Consider the following 19,619-nt stretch of genomic DNA (forward strand, 5'->3'; position numbering starts at 1 on the left):
TGCGTCCCCTTCGTCTAGTGGCCTAGGACACCGCCCTTTCACGGCGGTAACAGGGGTTCGAGTCCCCTAGGGGACGCCACGATTACCCGCTTTGCGGGATTTTTAAGGGTCATTCAATTATTGAATGGCCCTTTTGTTTGTCTGGCGTTTGGCCAAATCTCCTTTTTCCCCAAAACTGTTCTTCAGACCAGCGGTCACATCCACGACTTGCGAAAAATTATTATGAGAATAATATTCTAGTCGTAATATTCGGAGGCAACGATGAACGATAAAAAAGCTCAAACCCGCGAACGCATCCTCAAGGCTGCCAGTGCAGCGCTGATCCAGCGCGGCCCGGCCGAGCCGAGCGTGGGCGAAGTGATGGGCGCGGCCGGCCTGACGGTCGGCGGTTTCTACGCGCACTTCGAGAGCAAGGACGCGTTGATGCTGGAAGCGTTCAAGCAGCTGCTCAGCCATCGTCGTGACTTGATCGCCGACATGGATGCCGAGTTGACCGGCGAAGAGCGTCGCGCGTTGGTCGCAGCGTTCTACCTGTCGCGCAAACACCGTGATTCCACCGAGCAGGCATGCCCGGTTCCAGCGTCGATCAGTGAACTGGGCCGTCTGCCGGACGAATTTCGTGTGGCGTTGAATGAACATATTGAATTGATGGTCGCGCAGTTGGCAGCCAGCCCGGAAGACATCGACAAGGTCTTGGCCGACATCGCCTTGATGGTGGGTGGTTTGGCGCTGGCGCGGGCGCTGGGGCCAGGAGAGTTGTCCGATCGATTGCTGCGCGCCGCCAAATCGGCGGTGCTGTGACCTAAAGGCATCCAGCCTGAGGAGATGAGCGATGAACGCGTTGAGCTGGGTTCGTGGCGTTAATGGTACCTTGGGCTGGTTCGCACCGAAGCTGGTGGCGAGCAAGATGCGTCTGGCATTCATGACCCCGCGGGAGTTGCCGCCGCGTGATTGGGAATTGCCGCTGCTGGCGAAATCCGAGCGGATCACCTTGCGCTTCGGCCTCTCGGCGCTGCGTTGGGGACAGGGCCCGGCAGTGTTGTTGATGCACGGCTGGGAGGGCCGGCCAACGCAGTTTGCCGCGCTGATCACGGCGCTGGTCGATGCCGGTTACACCGTGGTCGCCTTGGACGGCCCGGCTCACGGTCGCTCGCCTGGACGCGAAGCCAATGTGGTGCTGTTCGCCCGGGCGATGCTTGAAGCGGCCGCTGAACTACCGCCGCTGCAAGCGGTAATCGGTCACTCGATGGGGGGCGCCAGCGCCATGCTCGCGGTGCAGTTGGGCTTGCGCACCGAAACCCTGGTCTCGATCGCTGCCCCGGCGCGAATCCTTGGGGTGCTGCGCGGTTTTGCGCGTTATGTGCGCCTGCCGCCCAAAGCCCGTTCGGCGTTCATTCGTCAGGTCGAAAAAGACGTTGGCATGCGTGCTGCTGCGCTGGATGTCGCGCACTACCAGCTCGACATGCCAGGCCTGATTGTCCATGCCGAGGACGACAGCTTTGTCTCGGTCAAGGAGTCCCAATTGATTCACGAAGCCTGGTTCGACAGTCGCTTGTTGCGCCTGGAAGAGGGCGGTCATCAGCGGGTCCTGGCCGATCCGCGGGTAATCGATGGCGTGCTCTCGCTGCTGGCCGGTCGTAGCCTGCAGTCGCGCCAATCGGCCTGAGCTTCCGTTACACTGCCCCGGTCGAAATAATCTGACCGGGAGTGGGGCATGGGCTGGGATCGGGCAACGCCGTTTATCATTGATCTGGAAGTGGGCGCCGAAGACATCGACGGGTTGGGTCACGCGAACAACGCGGTGTACGTGACCTGGCTCGAGCGCTGTGCCTGGCGTCACTCGCAGCGGCTGGGCCTGGACCTGGTCGAGTATCGGCGGCTGGACCGGGCGATGGCAGTGGTGCGGCACGAGATTGATTACCTGGCGGCGGCCTACGAAGGCGATGAGCTGCAGCTGGCGACCTGGATCGTCGATTGGGACCAGCGCCTGAGAATGACCCGACACTTCCAGCTGATCCGCCCCAGTGACAACTCGACGTTGCTGCGGGCGCAGACCACGTTCGTGTGCATCGAGCTGTCGACCGGCAAGCCCAAGCGCATGCCGGCGGAATTCATCGAGGGCTATGGCTCGGCATTGCAAGTTCCAAGCTGACACAGTCCGCATATTTGCCAGCGCCTGGTCTGACGAAATACCTTCTGCACGCCGAAACCAGTAAACTGCCGCACGTTTTTCGTCGAGTGTGTTTTTCATGCAAATTGCTTTGGCGCCCATGGAGGGGTTGGTCGACAACATCCTGCGGGACGTGCTGACCCGTGTGGGCGGTATCGATTGGTGTGTAACCGAGTTCATTCGGATCAACGATCAGCTGCTCACGCCTGCCTACTACCACAAGTTCGGCCCGGAACTGCTGACGGGCGCCCGTACCGCCTCTGGCGTGCCGCTGCGGGTGCAACTGCTTGGCTCCGATCCGGTGTGTCTGGCGGAAAACGCTGCACTGGCCTGCGAATTGGGTTCCGAAGTCATCGACCTGAACTTTGGCTGCCCGGCCAAGACCGTCAATAAGTCGCGTGGTGGCGCCGTTCTGCTCAAAGAGCCTGAGCTGCTCAACGAAATCGTCGAACATGTCCGTCGCGCGGTGCCCGCACACATTCCAGTGACCGCCAAAATGCGCCTGGGCTTCGACAGTCCCGATGGCTCGCTGGTTTGCGCCACAGCCCTGGCCGAAGGCGGTGCGGCGCACATCGTGGTTCACGCACGGACCAAAACGGATGGCTACAAGCCGCCAGCTCACTGGGAGTGGATCCCGCGGGTGCAGGACGTGGTCAAGGTGCCAGTGTTCGCCAACGGTGACATCTGGAGCGTCGAGGACTGGCGCCGTTGCCGCGAGATCAGCGGCGTCGAAGACATCATGCTCGGCCGCGGCCTGGTGTCGCGTCCGGACTTGGCCCGACAAATCGCCGCCGCCCGCGCCGGTGAGGAGGTCGTCGAGATGACCTGGGCCGAGCTGCTGCCGCTAATTCAGGATTTCTGGCTGCAAGCCAAGGCCCAGATGACACCACGCCAATCGCCGGGCCGCTTGAAGCAATGGCTGGCGATGCTAACCCGCAATTATCCTGAAGCGGTAGAGTTGTTCAGCGTGCTGCGACGTGAAACCGAACTGGATCAGGTCTCGCGTTTACTGGGGTTGCAGGTGTCTGAAGCCGCCTGAATCGGCTTGAAAAAAATCTGAAAATAATCTCTTGAAAAGTAATCAGCGGTCCTTATCTAAGGATTACGCGATGCCGAATTCGGGTCGCGGAGACAAAAAAACTTGCTGATTATGTTCAGGAGATTTGAATCATGAGTACTGCATTTTCCTTGGCCCCACTGTTCCGTTCCTCGGTAGGTTTCGACCGTTTCAACGACCTGTTCGAAACCGCCCTGCGCAATGAGCCAGGCAGCACCTATCCACCCTACAACGTTGAAAAATACGGTGATGATCAATACCGCATCGTTGTAGCGGCCGCCGGTTTCCAGGAAGACGACCTGGACCTGCAAGTAGAAAAAGGTGTACTGACCATCAGTGGCGGCAAACGTGACGCGGACGAAAACGTCACTTACCTGTACCAGGGCATCGCACAGCGCGCCTTCAAACTGTCGTTCCGTCTGGCGGACCACATCGAAATCAAGGCCGCCGAACTGCGCAACGGTTTGTTGAGTATCGATCTGCTGCGTGTAATCCCGGAAGAAGCGAAAGCCAAACGCATCCCGATCAATGGGGCGGAAAAACCGGCTCTGCAACACTAATCGGTCAGAGCAAATGAGAAGGGCGCCATCCACTGGCGCCCTTTTTTTGTCCGTTATCCCGTCCTGAATAAGATTTACACCTATTTGTAGCAGCTGCTACGGGTTTATTTGAGCAGTTTCTGAAACTCCTCGACCAGCAACGGCCTGCTGTGCAAATACCCCTGATACAAATGGCAGCCCAGCCCTTGCAAAAACTCCAGTTGCTCCTCGGTTTCCACCCCTTCGGCAATCACTTCCAGCTCCAGGCTGCGGGCCATGGCGACGATGGCGCGAATGATTTCGGCATCGTTGGGGTCGGTGGTGGCGTCGCGGATGAACGACTGGTCGATTTTCAGGGTGTCGACCGGCAGGCGCTTGAGGTAGGTCAGCGAGGAGTAACCGGTACCGAAATCGTCCATGGCAAAGCTCACGCCGAGTTTTTTCAGGCGTCGCATTTTGCTGATGGTGTCGTCCAGGTTCTGGATGACGATGCCTTCGGTGATTTCCAGTTTCAGTAACGAGCAGGGCAGGTCGTGGCTGCCGAGGCTGTGCTCGATGCGTTCGACGAAGTCGTTCTGGCGGAATTGTCGCGGGCTGATATTCACGCACAGGCTGAAATTGAGCGGGTCGATCAGGCCTTTGGCGATCAGGCTTTTGAAGGCCGCACAGGCTTCGTCGAGGATCCATGTGCCGACTTCCAGAATCAGCCCGCTGTCTTCCAGCACCTTGATGAACTCGGTCGGCGATTGCGCGCCCAGTTGCGGATGGTGCCAGCGCACCAGGGCTTCGGCGCCGGTAATGCGGTTGTTGCGGGCGTCCACCTGAGGCTGGTATTGCACGCTGAATTCACCCCGGGAAAGGGCCAGGCGCAGGTCGGTCTCCATGCGCAGGCGTTCGCTGGCGGCCTTCTGCATGGTGTTGTGATACATCTGCGTGGTGTTGCGGCCCGAGTCTTTGGCGCGATAGAGGGCGATATCGGCGCGCTTGAGCAGGTCGGTCGGGGTCGAGCCGTGGTCGGGGATCAGCGCGATGCCGATGCTCGGCGTCACTTGCAGGCGCTGTCCATCGAGGAACATCGGTTCGGACAGCAATTCGCGCAAGGTATCCGCCAGTTCCCGGACTTGAGCGCTGACGTCGCTGCGCGAGCCTTCCAGGCCACTGAGCAGCACCACGAACTCATCGCCGCCCAGGCGTGCGACGGTGTCTTCCATGCGTACGCTGGCTTCAAGGCGCGCGGTGATGATTTTCAGCACCGTATCGCCCACCGGGTGGCCGAGGGAGTCGTTGATGTGCTTGAAGTGGTCGAGGTCGAGGAACATCAGGGCGCCACGCAAGTTGTGGCGCTTGAGCAGGGCGATCTGCTGGCTCAGGCGGTCCATCAACAGCGCGCGGTTCGGCAGGTTGGTCAGCGGGTCGTGGTAGGCCAGGTGACGGATCTGCGCTTCGGCATTTTTCAGCAGGCTGACGTCCCGGGCGGTCAGCAGCAGGCAGGCGGTTTCGTTGAGGGTGATCGGTTCCACCGAGACTTCGACGGTCAGCAACTCGCCGCGCTTGTTGCGCCCGAGCATTTCCAGGTGGTGAACCCGGCCCTTGATCTGTAGTTCGGCCAGCAACGCCGAGCGTTGTTTCTCCTCGGCCCAGATGCCGACCTGATACACCGTGCGGCCCACCACTTCATCGGCACGGTAGCCGGTCAGGCGGCAGAAGCCGTCGTTAACCTCCAGATAGCGTCCAGTGTCTCGCTCGGTAATGGTGATGGCGTCGGGGCTTGAGTGGAAGGCCTTGGCGAACTTCTCTTCGCTGGCCTTGAGCGCCGCTTCCGAGCGTTGCTGTTGGGTGATGTCGCGCAGGGTGGTGACGATGCACGGCTGGTCGCCCACGCTGATCTGGCGGCTGGAGATCACGCAGGTCAGGGATTGCCCGTCCTTGTGTTGAACGATGATCGCCACATTGTTCAGGCCCTGTTCGCGGATGACCCGCTCGATCCTTTGCAGGCTTTTCGCCGAGGCGTCCCACAGGCCGATTTCGTCGGCGCTGCGACCGATGACGTCGGTGGTGCTCCAGCCGAACGTCTGGGTGAAACTGGAGTTGATCTCGATGAAATGGCCGGTGTCTTGACGCGTGACGCAGATCGGGTCCGGGCTGACCTGGAACAACGTGGCGAATTTCTCTTCCGACGCTATCAGCTGCTGTTCGCGCTCTACCTGGTCGGTGATGTCCAGCAATGTGCCGGCCATGCGTAGCGGGTTGCCGTCATCATCGCGGTAGAGTCTGGCGCGGCTTTCCAGGTAGCGCGAACTGCCGTCCGGCAGTTGCACGCGGTAGGTCAGTTGATAATTGCCGGCCGGGCCTTCGCGTAAGCTGCGGTAAGCGTCGCGCATGGTGTCGCGTTCTTCGCCGGGTACACCTTCGAAAAACGCATCGAAGGACTCATGGAAGGGTTTGGGCTCCAGCCCGTGCAGCTGAGCGGCCCGCGCCGAGCCATAAAGCATGCCGCTGGGGATGTGCCAGTCCCAGGTGCCGAGTTGCGCCGAATCGAGGGCCAGGTCGAGGCGTTCCTGGCTGTCTTTGAGGGCGTGCTCGGCGATTTTGCGTTCGGTGGTGTCAAGGAACGTGCTCAGCAGATAGGGCTGGCCTTCGAGCTCGACCTTTTGCGCGCTGAGAATGCCGTCGTGAACCTGCCCGTTGCTGGCGCGAAATTGCACCTCCATGTTGATCAGCTCGCCTTTGGCCTTGGTGGCCTTGACCAGTTCCACCCGTTGTTCCGGGTTGACCCAAAGGCCCAGTTCCAGTGTGGTTCGGCCGATAGCGTCTTGCACCGGCCAGCCGAACAGGCTTTCGAAGTACTGGTTGGCTTCGCTGATCAGGCCGTCTTCCTGTCGGGTCAGCAGCACCATGTTCGGGCACAGGTGAAACAGCGTGGCGAAGCGTTTTTCCGAGCTGCTCAGCGCTTGTTCACGCTGGCGCTGGTGGGTGATTTCACGGATGACCCCGATCATTCGTGGCCGGCCGTTTTTGTCCGGTAGCAGGCTGCCGTTGATTTCCAGCCAGTGCAGGCTGCCGTCGGGCCAGCGGATGCGGTGGTGCATGGCCTGCTCCAGCGGGGCGCCGGCGATCACTGCATTGAAGGCGCGGATGGCTTTCGCCCGATCCTCCTGGGGCAGCAGGTCGAGGTATTCCAGATCCTCGGGCAACGGTTGCCGGGGATCGAAGCCGAACAACGCCTGAGTGCCTCGTGACCAGCTGATCTGCCCGCGCTCGATGTCCCAATACCAGGCGCCCAGTCGGGCACCATTGAGGGCCGCGAGCAACTGTGGGGCACTTTCCCAGCTCTGCTCGGACCGTTTTGGGTCAATTGCCTGAATTCGCGGCATTGGCGGCATACGTTCAACAGATTTGGGCATGGATGACAGGCCTTGGGCTGAATTGGGCGTTAGGCACAGGGTTTTGGGGCTCTATAGGCGTAGCACAAAAGAAGAAGCACAGCTTAGCCGCGAGTCCCTGGCTGATCGATTTGTGCATCCAGCAAAGCCATGAAGGCCTTTGCCGCGTTCGACAGCGTCCGTTCGGTGTGCAGGATATAGCCTAGCTGGCGAGTGAGCTGTATGCCCGGCAAAGGTATGCGCGCCACTTGTTCATCCAGCATGGTGCGCGGCAAAACGCTCCAGGCCAGGCCGATCGAGACCATCATCTTGATGGTTTCCAGATAATTGGTGCTCATGGCGATGTTCGGCGTCAGGCCCTGGGCCTCGAACAGGCGTTGCACGATGTGGTGGGTAAAGGTGTTGCCGCCGGGGAAAACCGCGGGGTGCAAGGCAATATCCGCCAGGCTGACCGCGCCGTTGCTGATCAGCGGATGCTCCGGGGCGGCCACGAAATCCAGCGGGTCGTCCCACACGGGCATGGCCTTGACCAATGTGTGAGGTTCCGGTGCAAGGGTGATGACTGCCAGTTCAGCGCGGCCATGGAGGATTTCTTCGTAGGCCACTTCCGAATCGAGGAACTGAATATCCAGCGCCACTTGCGGGTAACGTCGGGTGAACTCCCTTAATAAGGGTGGCAAGCGATGCAGGCCGATGTGATGGCTGGTGGCCAATGTCAGACGACCGGTCACTTCGCCAGTCAGGTTGGTCAGGGCGCGGCGGGTGTCATCCAGTACATTGAGGATCTGATAGGCCCGTGGCAGCAAGGCGCGGCCGGCTTCGGTCAGGCCGACTTCCCGGCCCAGTCGATCGAACAGTCGCACCTTCAATTGCTGCTCCAGCCCGGCGATGCGCTTGCTGATGGCCGGTTGCGTCAGGTGCAGCCGTTCGCCGGCGCCGGAGAAGCTTCCGGTCTCGGCAATCGCGATAAAAGCGTTGAGGTTGGCGAGGTCCATAATGAGGTCTCAGTGGCATTCCAGTTGGTTATGCAAAGCATAAAAAATATGAATTTGAGTTATTTAATGTAACCCCCTAGGATCGACCTCACAAGCCAAGGGGTTATTGAATTACTCAAGATCCGGGGCATAGAAACAAGCTGATGAGGAAACCGTCTGATGGCCGGCAAAACGCTCTACGACAAGCTCTGGGATTCGCATTTGGTCAAGCAGCGCGACGATGGCTCTGCGCTGATCTACATCGATCGTCACATCATCCACGAAGTGACCTCGCCGCAAGCCTTCGAAGGCCTGCGTCTGGCCGGGCGCAAGCCTTGGCGCATCGATGCCAACATCGCGACCCCGGACCACAACGTACCGACCACCCCGGAGCGCAAGGGCGGCATCGAAGCGATCGTCGACCAGGTCTCGCGTTTGCAGGTTCAGACCCTCGACGATAACTGTGACGAATACGGCATCGTCGAATTCAAGATGAATGACGTCCGCCAAGGCATCGTCCACGTCATCGGCCCGGAGCAGGGTGCCACCTTGCCGGGCATGACCGTGGTCTGCGGCGACTCCCACACCTCGACCCACGGCGCATTCGGTGCCCTGGCTCATGGTATCGGCACCTCCGAGGTCGAGCACGTGCTCGCCACTCAGTGCCTGGTCGCCAAGAAAATGAAGAACATGCTGGTGTCGGTCGAGGGCAAATTGCCGTTCGGCGTGACCGCCAAGGACATCGTCCTCGCCGTAATCGGCAAGATCGGCACCGCCGGCGGTAATGGCCACGCCATCGAATTCGCCGGTAGCGCGATTCGCGACCTGTCCGTTGAAGGCCGCATGACCATCTGCAACATGTCCATCGAAGCCGGCGCCCGTGTTGGCCTGGTGGCCGCTGACGAAAAAACCGTGGCTTACGTCAAGGGCCGTCCGTTTGCTCCGAAGGGCGCGGAATGGGATTTGGCCGTCGAAGCCTGGAAAGACCTGGTCTCCGACGCCGATGCCAAGTTCGACACCATCGTCGAGCTCGATGCCTCTCAGATCAAGCCGCAAGTCAGCTGGGGCACCTCGCCTGAGATGGTGTTGGCCGTGGACCAGAACGTGCCGGATCCGGCCAAGGAAATGGACCTGGTCAAGCGTGACTCCATCGAACGCGCCTTGAAATACATGGGTTTGACCGCCAATCAGGCGATCACCGACATTCAGCTGGACCGCGTATTCATCGGTTCCTGCACCAACTCGCGGATCGAAGACCTGCGCGCCGCCGCGGTGATCGCCAAGGGCCGCAAAGTGGCTTCGACCATCAAGCAAGCCATCGTGGTGCCGGGTTCGGGGCTGGTGAAGGCTCAGGCTGAATCCGAAGGCCTGGACAAGATTTTTATCGAGGCCGGTTTTGAATGGCGTGAGCCTGGCTGCTCGATGTGCCTGGCGATGAACCCGGACCGTTTGGAATCGGGCGAGCATTGCGCGTCGACCTCCAACCGTAACTTCGAAGGCCGTCAGGGCGCCGGTGGTCGTACCCACCTCGTCAGCCCGGCCATGGCCGCCGCCGCCGCTGTGAACGGTCGTTTCGTCGACGTCCGTGAATTGATCTAAAGGAGCGCAGCATGAAAGCTTTTACCCAGTACACTGGTCTTGTCGCGCCTTTGGATCGTGCCAACGTCGACACCGACCAGATCATCCCGAAGCAGTTCTTGAAGTCGATCAAGCGCACCGGTTTCGGTCCGAACCTGTTCGATGAGTGGCGTTATCTGGACGTTGGCCAGCCGTATCAGGACAACTCCAAGCGCCCGCTGAACAAGGACTTCGTCCTCAACGCCGAGCGTTATCAAGGCGCCAGCGTGTTGCTGGCCCGCGAGAACTTCGGTTGCGGCTCCAGCCGCGAGCACGCGCCGTGGGCACTGGAAGAGTACGGTTTCCGCAGCATCATCGCGCCGAGTTACGCCGACATCTTCTTCAACAACAGCTTCAAGAACGGCTTGCTGCCGATCATCTTGAGTGACGCTGAAGTCGATGAGCTGTTCAAGCAGGTTGAAGCGAACCCGGGCTACCAGTTGCAGATCGATCTGCAGGCCCAGACCGTGACCCGTCCGGACGGTAAAGTGTTGAGCTTCGAGATCGATGCCTTCCGCAAGCACTGCCTGTTGAATGGTCTCGACGATATCGGTCTGACTTTGCAGGATCACGAGGCGATTGCGACGTTTGAAGCCAAACACCGCGCAAGCCAGCCATGGTTGTTTCGCGACGCCTGAGATTGATCAGGAATCGATGTAATCAGGGTCGGCCTCTTCGCGGGCAGGCCCAGGCAGCGCAAGGTTAAACCTAAAAAGGAAGTCCCGATGACCAGCACCGCCCAGCACAGCCAAGTAGTCCAAAAACAATTCGGTGAACAGGCCTCGGCCTATCTGAGCAGCGCCGTACACGCTCAAGGCACCGAGTTCGCGCTGCTACAGGCTGAACTGGCGGGGCAGGGCGAAGCCCGGGTACTGGACCTGGGTTGCGGCGCCGGTCATGTGAGTTTTCATGTGGCCTCGCTGGTCAAGGAAGTAGTCGCTTACGACCTGTCCCAGCAGATGCTCGATGTAGTCGCCGCCGCTGCTATCGACCGGGGTTTGAGTAATGTGACCACGGTCAACGGCGCCGCCGAGCGTCTGCCGTTCGCCGATGGCGAGTTCGATTTCGTCTTCAGCCGCTATTCGGCGCACCATTGGAGCGACCTCGGTGTGGCCCTGCGCGAAGTTCGCCGGGTGCTGAAACCGGGCGGGGTGGCGGCGTTCATCGATGTGTTGTCGCCGGGCAGCCCGTTGTTCGACACTTTCCTGCAAAGCGTCGAAGTGCTGCGCGACACCAGCCACGTGCGCGATTATTCTGCGGGCGAGTGGTTGCGTCAGGTCAGCGAAGCGGGGTTGCATACCCGCAGCACCACGCGTCAACGGTTGCGCCTGGAGTACACCTCCTGGGTCGAGCGCATGCGCACGCCGCAGGTGATGCGCGCGGCAATCCTCGAGTTGCAGCAATCGATGGGCAACGAGGTGCGCGAATATTTTGAGATTGAGGCCGATGGTTCGTTCAGCACCGATGTGCTGGTGCTGATGGCTGAACGATAGAATTTTTCCGGGCGCGCCCCAGGGCGCGCCGACTGATGACATGAGGAAAGCATGAGCAAGCAGATTCTGATTCTCCCAGGCGACGGTATTGGCCCGGAAATCATGGCCGAAGCGGTCAAGGTGCTGGAGCTGGCGAACGACAAGTACAGCCTGGGCTTCGAACTGAGCCATGACGTGATCGGTGGCGCCGCCATCGACAAGCACGGCGTGCCGCTGGCCGATGAAACCCTGGCCCGTGCACGCGCAGCCGACGCTGTGCTGCTGGGCGCCGTGGGCGGCCCGAAATGGGACACCATCGAGCGTGACATCCGCCCTGAGCGCGGTCTGCTGAAAATCCGTGCGCAACTGGGCCTGTTCGGCAACCTGCGTCCGGCGATCCTGTACCCGCAACTGGCCGAGGCTTCCAGCCTGAAGGCAGAAATCGTTGCCGGCCTGGACATCCTGATCGTCCGTGAACTGACCGGCGGTATCTACTTCGGTGCGCCACGTGGCGTGCGCGAACTGGAAAACGGCGAGCGCCAGGCCTACGACACGCTGCCATACAGCGAAACTGAAATCCGTCGTATCGCCCGTGTCGGTTTCGACATGGCCCGCGTACGCGGCAAGAAGCTGTGCTCGGTGGACAAGGCCAACGTGCTGGCCTCCAGCCAGCTGTGGCGTGAAATCGTCGAGCAAGTGGCCAAGGACTACCCGGACGTCGAACTGAGCCACATGTACGTCGACAACGCCGCCATGCAACTGGTGCGTGCACCGAAGCAGTTCGACGTGATCGTCACCGACAACCTGTTCGGCGACATTCTTTCCGACGAAGCGTCGATGCTCACCGGTTCCATCGGCATGCTGCCGTCGGCGTCGCTGGATGCCAACAACAAAGGCATGTACGAGCCGTGCCACGGTTCGGCGCCGGACATCGCTGGCAAGGGCATTGCCAACCCGTTGGCGACCATTTTGTCGGTGTCGATGATGCTGCGTTACAGCTTCAATCTGCAGGATGCGGCCGATGCCATCGAGAAGGCCGTGAGCCTGGTTTTGGATCAGGGTCTGCGTACGGGCGACATCTGGTCGGCTGGTTGCACCAAGGTCGGTACACAGGAAATGGGCGACGCAGTAGTCGCCGCGCTGCGGAATCTGTAATCTCTCTGGCCCGCTGCAATTTTCAACCTTGAAAGCAGCGGCCCACTTTTCAAGAAGGTGTAGTTGCGATGAAACGTGTAGGTCTGATCGGTTGGCGCGGCATGGTCGGTTCCGTGCTCATGCAGCGGATGCTGGAAGAGCAGGATTTCGATCTTATCGAGCCGGTGTTTTTCACCACTTCCAATGTCGGTGGCCAAGGCCCGTCCGTGGGCAAGGACATTGCTCCGCTCAAGGACGCTTACAGCATTGAAGAGCTGAAAACCCTCGACGTGATTCTGACCTGCCAAGGTGGCGACTACACCAGCGAAGTGTTCCCGAAGCTGCGCGAAGCCGGCTGGCAGGGTTACTGGATCGACGCCGCTTCCAGCCTGCGCATGCAGGATGACGCGGTGATCGTGCTGGACCCGGTCAACCGCAAGGTCATCGACCAGCAGCTCGACGCGGGCACCAAAAACTACATCGGCGGCAACTGCACTGTCAGTCTGATGCTGATGGGCCTGGGCGGTCTGTTCGAAGCCGGTCTGGTGGAGTGGATGAGCGCCATGACCTATCAGGCGGCCTCCGGTGGCGGCGCGCAGCACATGCGTGAGCTGATCAAGCAAATGGGTGTGACTCACGGCGCTGTCGCCGATCAACTGGCCGATCCGGCCAGCGCCATCCTCGACATCGACCGCCGTGTTGCCGAGGCCATGCGCAGCGACGCGTACCCGACCGAAAACTTCGGCGTACCGCTGGCCGGCAGCCTGATCCCGTGGATCGACAAGGAGCTGCCGAACGGCCAGAGCCGTGAAGAGTGGAAGGCCCAGGCCGAGACCAACAAAATCCTCGGTCGCTTTAAGAGCCCGATCCCGGTGGACGGTATCTGCGTGCGCATCGGCGCCATGCGTTGCCACAGCCAGGCGCTGACCATCAAGCTGAACAAAGACGTGCCGATCGCTGATATCGAAGGGCTGATCAGCCAGCACAACCCTTGGGTCAAGCTGGTGCCGAACAACCGTGAAATCAGCATGCAGGAGCTGAGCCCGACGAAAGTCACCGGCACCCTGAACGTGCCGGTCGGTCGTCTGCGCAAGCTGAACATGGGGTCGCAATTCGTCGGTGCCTTCACCGTCGGCGACCAACTGCTGTGGGGTGCGGCCGAGCCGCTGCGTCGCATGCTGCGGATCCTGCTTGAGCGTTGATCGATTGATGCAATGAAAGAACCCGCGCCTTGAAAGAGGTGCGGGTTTTTTATGCGCGCCATCCAACTTCTGTAGCAGCTGGCGAAGCCTGCGTCCGGCTGCGCAGCGGTCGTAAACCCTGCGCGCGCGGTTTGCCTGAATGATCGGGATCGCCATGACGAGGACTTCGTCCTCGAACGCAGCCTTCGGCAGCTGCTACAAGGCTTCCCCATTCATTGCCTCACCACCAACCACCCGGTAAAGTGCCGCTCCCCCCGTTTCGCCAGAGGTAGAACCATGAGCCAGTCCTTCGATATTGCCGTGATCGGCGCCACCGGTACTGTCGGCGAAACACTCGTCCAGATTCTCGAAGAACGCGACTTCCCGGTCGGAAATCTGCACCTGCTGGCGAGCAGTGAATCGGCCGGACACTCGGTGCCGTTTCGCGGCAAGAACGTGCGGGTGCGCGAAGTCGATGAGTTCGACTTCAGCAAAGTCCAGTTGGTGTTCTTCGCCGCCGGCCCGGCGGTGACCCTCAGTTTCGCCCCGCGCGCTACGGCCGCCGGTTGCTCGCTGATCGACCTGTCCGGCGCGTTGCCGGCCGATCAGGCGCCGCAAGTGGTGCCCGAGGCCAATGCCGCAATTCTTGCTGGCCTGAAAAAGCCCTTCCAGGTCAGCAGCCCAAGCCCTTCGGCGACAGCGCTGGCGGTGGTGCTGGCGCCGCTGCTCGACTTGCTCGACCTGCAACGCATCAGCCTGACGGCGTGCCTGGCGGTATCCGCCCAGGGCCGTGAAGCCGTCAGCGAGCTGGCCCGGCAAACCGCCGAACTGCTCAACGTGCGTCCGCTGGAGCCGGCATTCTTCGATCGGCAGATGGCTTTTAACCTGTTGGCGCAAGTCGGTGCGCCCGATGCTCAGGGCCACACGTTGCTGGAAAAGCGTCTGGTGCGCGAGCTGCGTCAGGTCTTGTCGCTGCCTTTATTAAAGATTTCCGTCACTTGCATTCAAGCCCCGGTGTTTTTTGGCGATAGCTATAGCGTGACCTTGCAGTCATCGAGTGCTGTCGACCTGGCGAAAGTCAACGCGGCACTGGAAGCGGCGCCCGGTATCGAGCTGGTCGAGGCGGGCGATTACCCGACTCCGGTGGGCGATGCGGTAGGGCAGGACGTGGTTTACGTTGGTCGGGTTCGCAGCGGGATCGACGACCCGGCGGAACTTAACGTGTGGCTGACGTCAGATAACGTACGCAAAGGCGCCGCGCTCAATGCTGTGCAGGTGGCTGAATTGTTGATAAAAGACCTGCTGTAAAAGATACTTGGCAACAATTTTTTCTAGTGGTTCCAGCCGAACACCATGTTTGGTTGGAATGCTTGAGGCGAGCCATCCCGCAGGGCTTTCGTCGCATGAATGAAACGATCGCGCGCGACGACCCTTCGCCGTCGCGCGCAACGCCTTACGGCAGCGGCAATCAACACCTTCTCGCTGGCCGAGGAATGTTCAAACAAAGGATGAGGCTATGGTTCAAGTTCGCAAACTGGTGTTAGCAATAGCGGCCGCCTCGGCGCTGTCCTCCGGTATGGCGCATGCCCTCGGGCTTGGGGAATTGACCCTGAAATCGACGCTGAACCAGCCTCTGGTAGCAGAAATCGAGTTGCTCGACGTCAAGGACCTCACTGCTGCCGAAGTGGTGCCGAGCCTGGCCTCGCCCGAAGATTTCGCCAAGGCCGGTGTCGATCGTCAGGCGTTCCTCAACGACCTGACATTCACACCGGTGCTTAACGCCAGCGGCAAAAGCATCCTGCGCATCACCTCCAGCAAACCGCTGTCTGAACCGATGGTGAAATTCCTGGTTCAGGTGATGTGGCCAAACGGTCGTCTGCTGCGCGATTACAGCGTGCTGCTCGATCCGTCCAAATTCTCGCCGCAAACTGCCGATGCCGCCGCGCAACCGGCGCCAGCCCAAACGGTGACCGCGCCAGTCACTGGTGCGACCAAATCGACGCAATACACCACCACGTCGCGCGATACCCTGTGGGAAATCGCCGCGAAGGCGCGTAACGGTGGATCGATCCAGCAAACCATGCTGGCCATCCAGGCGCTGAACCCGGATGCCTTTATCGACGGCAACATCAACCGGCTGAAAACCGGCCAGGTGCTGCGTCTGCCGGATCAGGTGCAAAGCGCCAGCCTGCCGCAACCCAAGGCCATCGCTGAAGTCGCGGCGCAGAACTCTGCATGGCGCCACGGTCGTCGCTATGTGGCGAAGCCCGGAAGTGGGCAGCAGCAACTCGATGCCACCAAGCGTGCTCGTGGTGATGGCGCTTCGTCGCAAGTTGCCACGGACAAGCTGAGCCTGGTCTCTGCCGACACCGGCAAGGGCCGTGGCAAAGGTGCCGCTGGTGATGCGAAAGCCTTGAGCAACAAGCTGGCCGTGACCCAGGAAAGCCTCGACACGGCTCGCCGTGACAACGCTGAACTGAAAAGCCGCATGAACGACCTGCAAAGCCAGCTGGACAAGCTGCAGCGCCTGATCGAACTGAAGAATAATCAGTTGGCCAAGCTGCAAGCCGAAGGCGGCGCGGGCGCACCGGCAGCTACGACCGCTCCGGCGATGTCGGCCGAGCTGGCAGCCAGTCCGGCGGCAACGCCAGTTGAAGCGACTCCGACGGCTCCCGCGCCAGAGGCTGCCGCACCGGAAGTCGTTCCGGCGCCAGCCGTCGAGCCGACGCCTGTGGCGTCCGACGAGCAGAAATTCAACGAACTGCTGACCAACCCGATCCTGCTGGGTCTGGTGGGTGGCGGTGCAGTGGTTCTGCTGCTCTTGCTGTTGTTGCTGGCCCGTCGCCGCAAAGCTCAGCAAGAAGCAGAAAAACATCTGCGCATGGCCCGTGCCTTGGCTGAGGAGCAAGAGTTCTCCACCGACCTCGACCTGCCGGAAAGCAGCTTCGAAGGTCTGGAAGTTCCACCGCCAAGCGTGAAACTCGCGACCGCGCCAACGCCTGCACCTGCACCGGTGATTGCCCCGGTTGTGGTGACGCCACCGATCGCTGCACCGTTGGTTGCGCCTGCCGCCGAACGCTCTGACGACGTCTTGGCCCAAGCACAGTCGCACATCGCGGCCGGTCGCCTGAATCAGGCTGCCGCGCTGCTGGAAGACGCTATCAAGCAAGAGCCGCAACGCAGCGACCTGCGCCTGAAGCTGATGGAAGTCTACGGTCAGCAGGGCGATCGCGATGCGTTCGTCGCTCAGGAGCGTCAACTGGTGGCCAACGGCGATAACTTCGCCCGGGTCGAACAGCTGAAAAGCCGTTTCCCGGCCATGGTGGTCGCGGCGGTGGGTGGTCTGGCCGCCGCGGCTGTCGCCGCCGAGCTGGACGCGCAGTACGTCAAGGAGCTGCTGCTGGACGAGCCGCAAGCCCCGGAACCGACACTGGCTGACTTTGACAGTGCTTTCGATCTGAGTCTCGACGATCTGGAAGCGGCTACTCCGATCACGCCTGCGGTTGCAGTCGAGCCAGCACCGCAACCACAGCCTGAGCCAGAGCCAGAACCAGAGTCTCTGGCTGAGCTGGACGAGTTTCCGCTGGACGACGACCTGAGCTTTGAGTCGGTGTTGCAACAACAGACTGAAATCAAGGAAAGCCTCGACGATCTGTCGGACTTCGACCTGGACATGGATCTGGGCGGCGATGCTTCCCCAGAGACTCTGGCTGAAGACGACTTCCTGCTGAGCCTGGATGACGACCTCAAGGACTTGCCTGTCGCTGAAGCGCCGACCGTCACTGAGGCGCCGCTCGACGATCTGGAGTTGCCGGCTGATTTCGATCTGTCGCTGGCCGATGAAATGGACGCCACCCCGGATAAGCCTGACGCCTTTGAAAATGAACTCAACGACGTCAATGCCGAGCTGGATCGTTTGTCCCAGAGCCTCGGCGAGCCAAGCTTCACCGAGGAAGATGCGTTTGCCTCGTCAGATGATGAGCTCGATTTCCTCTCTGGCGCTGACGAAGTCGCCACCAAACTCGACCTGGCCCAGGCCTACATCGACATGGGCGACAATGACGGCGCTCGGGACATCCTCAATGAGGTGGTGACCGAGGGCGATGCGGGGCAGAAGAGCGAAGCCAAGGAAATGCTCTCGCGTCTGGCGTGAATCGTCGGTAAGGCGTAAACAAAACGGCAGCCCATCAAGGCTGCCGTTTTTGTTTGGGGAGAGTGTGGTGGCGTCTGTTGGAGTGCCTTCGCGGGCAAGTCTCGCTCCTACAGGGGATATGCGGCCGCCCCAATCACTCGCCCCAATCACTGTAGGAGCGAGGCTTGCCCGCGAAGAGGCCTCACATCCAGCACAACTGTCAGCAGTTGAACTGGTTGGGCGAAGCACAGAAATCACACGGCTCTGGCATCCCGGTCCAGCGGCCTTATAATGCCTGCCTTTGCGTAGATCAGCAGGCTGTCACCCCTTGGCAAATATAGATAATCCGGCCGCCGAAATGGCGGCCGACGGCTTTTTCCGGATCGCGTTGGGCGTTGAATACAAAGGTTCGCGTTATCGCGGCTGGCAACGTCAGGCCTCCGGTGTGGACACGGTGCAGGAGCTTCTTGAAAAGGCCTTGTCCAAAGTCGCCGACTCACCCGTGTCGCTGCATTGCGCCGGGCGCACCGACGCCGGTGTGCATGCTTGCGGCCAAGTGGTGCATTTCGACACCCAGGTAGAGCGCTCGATGAAGGCCTGGGTCATGGGTGCCAACATCAACTTGCCGCACGACATCAGCGTCAGCTGGGCCAAGGTCATGCCGGCGCATTTCCATGCGCGGTTCAAAGCCATCGCCCGGCGCTATCGCTACGTGATCTACAACGATCAGATCCGCCCGGCGCACCTGAACGAGGAAATCACCTGGAACCACCGCCCGCTGGACGTCGAGCGCATGTCCGAGGCCGCTCAGTACCTGGTCGGCACCCACGACTTCAGCGCTTTCCGCGCCGGCCAGTGCCAGGCCAAGTCGCCGATCAAGGAGCTGCATCACCTGCGCGTTACCCGCCATGGCAAAATGATCGTGCTGGATATCCGTGCCAGCGCGTTCCTGCACCACATGGTGCGCAACATCGCAGGCGTCTTGATGACTATCGGTGCTGGCGAGCGTCCCGTGGAGTGGATGAAAGAGGTGCTGGAGAGTCGCATTCGCCGTTCCGGTGGGGTGACGGCCCATCCGTTTGGCCTGTATCTGGTGCAAGTCGAGTATCGCGACGAGTTCGAATTGCCCGAGCGTTACATCGGCCCGCACTTCCTCACCGGCTTCTCGGAACTTGACGGCTGACGCCTTCGAACGCTTTTGATACCATCCGGGACTTTCCCGCAATTGCCCTGAGGTTCTATCGACATGTCGGCCGTTCGCAGCAAAATTTGTGGGATTACCCGCATAGAAGATGCGTTGGCGGCGGTCGAGGCCGGGGCCGATGCCATCGGATTTGTGTTCTACGCCAAAAGCCCGCGGGCCGTGACGTTCCAGCAGGCGAGGGCGATCATCAAGGCCTTGCCGCCGTTCGTGACCACCGTGGGTTTGTTCGTCAACGCCAGTCGTTGCGAGTTGGGGGAAATCCTCGACGCCGTGCCACTGGACCTGTTGCAGTTCCATGGCGACGAAACCGCCGCTGATTGCGAAGGCTGGCACCGACCGTACATCAAGGCATTGCGGGTCAAGGCCGGTGATGACATCGCGGCAGCTTGTGATGCATACCCAAGCGCCAGCGGTATTTTGCTCGACGCCTATGTCGAAGGTGTTCCCGGTGGAACCGGTGAAGCCTTCGACTGGTCACTGATACCGCAAGGCTTGAGCAAGCCGATCATCCTGGCGGGGGGCTTGACGCCAGATAACGTCGCCGAGGCGATCGCCCGGGTTCGGCCTTACGCGGTGGATGTCAGCGGAGGGGTAGAGGCGAGCAAGGGCATCAAGGATCACGTAAAGATTCAGGCGTTCATCAAAGCGGTACGCGGTAGCACGTCGTTGATGTGACGGCTGGCAGACTGCCGCCGTCCACTGCTCTGTACAAAAGAGGTGCACCTGCACAAAGCAGGCATGGCTGAGAGTTTTTGG

At 60.6% G+C, this 19,619-nt stretch carries 16 protein-coding genes and 1 tRNA gene; 15 read left to right on the top strand and 2 right to left on the bottom strand.

Features of this window, described 5'->3' with window-relative positions:
• Positions 1–3 precede the first annotated feature (3 nt).
• The 6 genes from AC1RL4_RS13395 (at position 4) to AC1RL4_RS13420 (ending at position 3,787) form a co-directional block, all read left to right on the top strand.
• Positions 4–79, top strand: a tRNA-Glu gene (locus tag AC1RL4_RS13395).
• A gap of 182 nt (positions 80–261) precedes the next feature.
• Positions 262–801, top strand: coding sequence for a TetR/AcrR family transcriptional regulator (locus AC1RL4_RS13400; RefSeq protein ID WP_019582113.1), 540 nt, complete (start codon positions 262–264; stop codon positions 799–801).
• Positions 802–832: 31 nt separating this feature from the next.
• Positions 833–1,666: an alpha/beta fold hydrolase gene (locus AC1RL4_RS13405; protein ID WP_019582114.1), complete on the top strand. Its 834-nt coding sequence runs from the start codon at positions 833–835 to the stop codon at positions 1,664–1,666.
• 48 nt (positions 1,667–1,714) lie between these two features.
• The gene (locus AC1RL4_RS13410) at positions 1,715–2,152 is read left to right on the top strand and encodes an acyl-CoA thioesterase (RefSeq protein ID WP_019582115.1); all 438 of its coding nucleotides are present in this window, start codon (positions 1,715–1,717) and stop codon (positions 2,150–2,152) included.
• Between the two features lie 97 nt (positions 2,153–2,249).
• Entirely contained in the window at positions 2,250–3,209 is a 960-nt protein-coding gene (locus AC1RL4_RS13415; RefSeq protein WP_007935194.1) for a tRNA dihydrouridine synthase, read from the top strand.
• A 131-nt stretch (positions 3,210–3,340) separates the two neighbouring features.
• Positions 3,341–3,787: an Hsp20 family protein gene (locus AC1RL4_RS13420; RefSeq protein ID WP_019582116.1), complete on the top strand. Its 447-nt coding sequence runs from the start codon at positions 3,341–3,343 to the stop codon at positions 3,785–3,787.
• 104 nt (positions 3,788–3,891) lie between these two features.
• On the opposite strand, the gene AC1RL4_RS13425 is transcribed toward AC1RL4_RS13420, so the two are convergent.
• Entirely contained in the window at positions 3,892–7,170 is a 3,279-nt protein-coding gene (locus tag AC1RL4_RS13425; protein WP_230172737.1) for a sensor domain-containing protein, read from the bottom strand.
• Positions 7,171–7,253: 83 nt separating this feature from the next.
• Positions 7,254–8,144 (bottom strand): LysR family transcriptional regulator, encoded by an 891-nt coding sequence (locus tag AC1RL4_RS13430; RefSeq protein ID WP_028939636.1) that lies wholly within the window; start codon positions 8,142–8,144, stop codon positions 7,254–7,256.
• Positions 8,145–8,303: 159 nt separating this feature from the next.
• On the opposite strand from AC1RL4_RS13430, the gene leuC reads away from it, so the two are divergent.
• The 9 genes from leuC (at position 8,304) to AC1RL4_RS13475 (ending at position 19,538) form a co-directional block, all read left to right on the top strand.
• Positions 8,304–9,722 (top strand): 3-isopropylmalate dehydratase large subunit, encoded by a 1,419-nt coding sequence (gene leuC, locus AC1RL4_RS13435; protein WP_019582119.1) that lies wholly within the window; start codon positions 8,304–8,306, stop codon positions 9,720–9,722.
• Between the two features lie 11 nt (positions 9,723–9,733).
• Entirely contained in the window at positions 9,734–10,378 is a 645-nt protein-coding gene (gene leuD / locus AC1RL4_RS13440; RefSeq protein WP_230172734.1) for a 3-isopropylmalate dehydratase small subunit, read from the top strand.
• Between the two features lie 87 nt (positions 10,379–10,465).
• Positions 10,466–11,233 carry a class I SAM-dependent methyltransferase gene (locus AC1RL4_RS13445; RefSeq protein ID WP_493119604.1) on the top strand — a complete coding sequence of 256 codons (768 nt, stop codon included), beginning with the start codon at positions 10,466–10,468 and terminating at the stop codon, positions 11,231–11,233.
• 51 nt (positions 11,234–11,284) lie between these two features.
• The gene (gene leuB / locus AC1RL4_RS13450; RefSeq protein WP_007935187.1) at positions 11,285–12,367 is read left to right on the top strand and encodes a 3-isopropylmalate dehydrogenase; all 1,083 of its coding nucleotides are present in this window, start codon (positions 11,285–11,287) and stop codon (positions 12,365–12,367) included.
• Positions 12,368–12,435: 68 nt separating this feature from the next.
• Entirely contained in the window at positions 12,436–13,548 is a 1,113-nt protein-coding gene (gene asd, locus AC1RL4_RS13455; protein ID WP_007935182.1) for an aspartate-semialdehyde dehydrogenase, read from the top strand.
• Between the two features lie 276 nt (positions 13,549–13,824).
• Positions 13,825–14,835 (top strand): aspartate-semialdehyde dehydrogenase, encoded by a 1,011-nt coding sequence (locus AC1RL4_RS13460; RefSeq protein WP_019582121.1) that lies wholly within the window; start codon positions 13,825–13,827, stop codon positions 14,833–14,835.
• Between the two features lie 208 nt (positions 14,836–15,043).
• Positions 15,044–17,680 (top strand): FimV/HubP family polar landmark protein, encoded by a 2,637-nt coding sequence (locus tag AC1RL4_RS13465; RefSeq protein ID WP_230172733.1) that lies wholly within the window; start codon positions 15,044–15,046, stop codon positions 17,678–17,680.
• A gap of 337 nt (positions 17,681–18,017) precedes the next feature.
• A complete protein-coding gene (gene truA / locus AC1RL4_RS13470) occupies positions 18,018–18,842 on the top strand; it encodes a tRNA pseudouridine(38-40) synthase TruA (protein WP_018928093.1) in 825 nt (274 codons plus the stop codon).
• A gap of 63 nt (positions 18,843–18,905) precedes the next feature.
• On the top strand, positions 18,906–19,538 hold the full coding sequence (locus tag AC1RL4_RS13475; protein WP_096480685.1) for a phosphoribosylanthranilate isomerase: 633 nt from the start codon (positions 18,906–18,908) through the stop codon (positions 19,536–19,538).
• Positions 19,539–19,619: the final 81 nt, after the last annotated feature.

This window comes from Pseudomonas sp. GW822-FHT07A10 (assembly GCF_058798795.1).